The following is a 3,000-nucleotide window of genomic DNA, read 5'->3' as shown; positions in this document are numbered from 1 at the left end:
AACGAGCCACCAAAGCGGCCGTTCTTGTTGTTCAGGGCCAGGTCTTCCCAGTTGGTGTCGTTGCGGTCCTTGGCCTTGTCCAGGCGGCCACCGGTGAACGTCAGGCCCTTGATCTCCTTCGAGGTAAGCAGGCCGCCTTCGAAGGTTTGCGGCAGGATCCGCCCATCGTTGGGCTGCAGGGTCGGCAGTTCGGGGATCAGGGTGCCGATCTTCAGTTCGGTCTGCGAGATCTTGACCTTGCCGGTCAGCCCGAGTTTGGAGTACTCGTCGGCAGCCTTGCCATTATCGTGGGTCGGCAGCAGGCCGCTGTCGGTGCGGTCGGGGCTGGAGTCGAGCTTGATGCCGAGCATGCCCAGCGCATCCAGGCCAAAGCCTACGGTGCCATCGGTGTAGCCGGACTCGAAGTTGAGGATGAAACCCTGGGCCCACTCGTCGCGCTTGGATTGTTGCGCGCTGGTGCCGTCGCGGAAGTCGCGGTTGAAGTACATGTTTCGGGTTTCGAAGGTGGCTGTGCTGTCTTCGAAGAAGGCGGCCTGGCTCATCGGGGCAACACCGGCAAGCGCAAGGGCGCTGGCGATGGCAGAGGGGCGTGCGGCAAAGGAACGGGTAGGCGCGAACGCCTGCGGCTGCGATGACAGCATCGATGATGACTCCGTTTATTGTTCTTATTCGTTGCACCTTGCTGGTGCTTTTTTCGGCGCGAGGAGCGACCGTGGTGCGATGCTAGGCAACGAACCTTTCGCTAACCTTTCAGTGAGAAAGGTTTGTTACCAGGGGCTTCACAGGCCTGAGTACAGCGGTACACTCCGCGCCACCGCCCCACCCGAGCAGGGAGAAACCGATGCGTGTGCTGCTGGTCGAAGACCATCTGCAACTGGCCGAAAGCGTGGCCCAGGCCCTGAAGAGCCACGGCCTGACCGTGGATGTGCTGCATGACGGCGTGGCTGCCGACCTGGCCTTGGCCAGTGAGGAATATGCGGTGGTCGTGCTGGATGTCGGCTTGCCGCGCATGGATGGCTTCGAGGTGCTGGCGCGCCTGCGTGGCCGCGGCAAGACCGTGCCGGTGCTGATGCTGACCGCGCGCAGCGACGTCAAGGACCGGGTGCATGGCTTGAACCTGGGGGCCGACGACTACCTGGCCAAGCCGTTCGAGCTGACCGAGCTGGAGGCCCGGGTGAAGGCCCTGCTGCGCCGCAGCGTGCTCGGTGGTGAGCGCCAGCAACGCTGTGGGCCGCTGGTGTACGACCTCGACACACGGCGTTTCTCGCTCGGTGACGACAACCTGACCCTGACCTCGCGCGAACAGAGCGTGCTGGAAGCGCTGATCGCCCGGCCGGGCCGCGTGATGAGCAAGGAGCAACTGGCCGCCCAGGTGTTCGGCCTGGACGAAGAGGCCAGCCCCGACGCCATCGAAATCTACATCCACCGCCTGCGCAAGAAGCTGGACGGCCACCCGGTGGCCATTGTCACCTTCCGCGGCCTGGGCTACCTGCTCGAGCATCGCGATGCGTGACAACGGTAGCCTGCGCGGGCGCTTGCTGGGCAATCTGGCCCTGTTGCTGGTGGTGCTGATGCTGGCCAGCGGCCTGAGCGCGTACTGGAACGGCCGAGAGGCCGCCGACACCGCCTACGACCGCACACTGCTGGCGTCGGCGCGGACCATCGCCGCCGGTCTGTCGCAACGCGATGGCTCGCTGAGTGCGGACGTGCCCTACGTGGCCCTGGATACCTTCGCCTATGACAGCGCCGGGCGGATCTACTATCAGGTGCTGGATATCAAGCAGCGGCTGATTTCCGGCTACGAGAACCTGCCTGCACCACCTGCGGGCACCCCCCGCACCGACGACTACCCGGCGCTGGCGCGGTTCTACAACGCCACCTACCTGGGCCAGGACGTGCGCGTGGTCAGCCTGCTGAAGGCGGTCAGCGAGCCGAACATGAACGGCATGGCGGAAATTCGCGTTGCCGAAACAGAGGAAGCGCGGGTGCGCATGGCTCGCGGGCTGATGGCCGATACCCTGTTGCGCCTGGGGATGCTGGCACTGGGTGCGCTGGTGATGGTGTGGTTTGCCGTGAGTGCAGCGCTGCGGCCGCTGGAGCGCCTGCGCACAGCGGTGGAAGAGCGCCAGCCGGACGACCTGCGGGCCCTGCCGGTGGTACAGGTGCAGCGCGAGCTGGGTCCGCTGGTACGGGCCTTGAACCACTTTACCGAGCGCTTGCGCGGCCAGTTCGAGCGCCAGGCGCAGTTCATCGCCGACGCCGCACATGAGCTGCGTACACCACTGGCGGCGCTGAAGGCCCGGGTCGAGTTGGGCCTGCGCTCTTCCGAGCCGCAGGAGTGGCGGCAGACCCTGGAATCTGCGGCCCAGGGTACCGATCGCCTGACCCACCTGGCTAACCAGCTGCTGTCGCTGGCGCGGGTCGAGAACGGTGCGCGGGCGATTGCCGAGGGCGGCGCGCAGCGCCTGGACTTGAGCCAGCTGGCCCGTGAGCTGGGCATGGCCATGGCGCCGCTGGCCCACAAGCGCGGGGTCGCGCTGGCGCTCGAGGCCGAGGCGCCGGTATGGCTGAAGGGGGAGCCGACGCTGCTCAACGAGCTGCTGAGCAACCTGGTGGACAATGCCCTGGCGCATACACCGGCGGGCGGCAATGTGATTCTGCGGGTATTGGCGCCGGCGGTGCTGGAGGTCGAGGACGATGGGCCGGGGATTCCCGAGGCCGAGCGCGAACGGGTGTTCGAACGTTTCTATCGGCGTAGCGCGCAGGGTAGCGGGCTTGGCCTGGCGATTGTTGGCGAAATCTGCCGGGCGCATCTGGCGCAGGTGAGCCTGCATGATGGAGCCAATGGTGGGTTGCGGGTGCGGGTGAGCTTTATTGCCGACTGATGGGTTTGCCTGTGCTGGCCTCTTCGCGGGTGAACCGGATTGCCGCGAAGAGGCCAGCACAGGCTCAGCGCAACATGCTCCGCGCCTCCAGCAGCTCATCCACCTCCAGTTCGGT

General features: G+C 66.0%; 3 protein-coding genes. 2 read left to right on the top strand and 1 reads right to left on the bottom strand.

Annotated features, from left to right (window positions below):
* A partial coding sequence (locus HP546_RS28490) for an OprD family outer membrane porin (RefSeq protein WP_172232653.1) occupies window positions 1-641 on the bottom strand: 641 nt, incomplete at its 3' end.
* 200 nt (window positions 642-841) lie between these two features.
* Between HP546_RS28490 and HP546_RS28485 the strand changes: the two genes are divergently transcribed.
* Together HP546_RS28485 and HP546_RS28480 are read left to right on the top strand one after the other, a co-directional pair.
* On the top strand, window positions 842-1,513 hold the full coding sequence (locus HP546_RS28485; protein WP_172232650.1) for a response regulator: 672 nt from the start codon (window positions 842-844) through the stop codon (window positions 1,511-1,513).
* Window positions 1,506-2,885, top strand: a complete 1,380-nt coding sequence (locus HP546_RS28480) for a sensor histidine kinase (protein ID WP_172232647.1) — start codon at window positions 1,506-1,508, stop codon at window positions 2,883-2,885. The genes HP546_RS28485 and HP546_RS28480 overlap by 8 nt, the downstream gene beginning before the upstream one ends.
* The last annotated feature ends 115 nt before the right edge of the window (window positions 2,886-3,000 follow it).

This window comes from Pseudomonas sp. CM25, from assembly GCF_013179705.1.
Taxonomy (GTDB): Bacteria; Pseudomonadota; Gammaproteobacteria; order Pseudomonadales; family Pseudomonadaceae; genus Aquipseudomonas.
The sequence above is the reverse complement of the archived record's forward strand: the minus strand, read 5'-3'. Positions and strand labels throughout refer to the sequence as shown.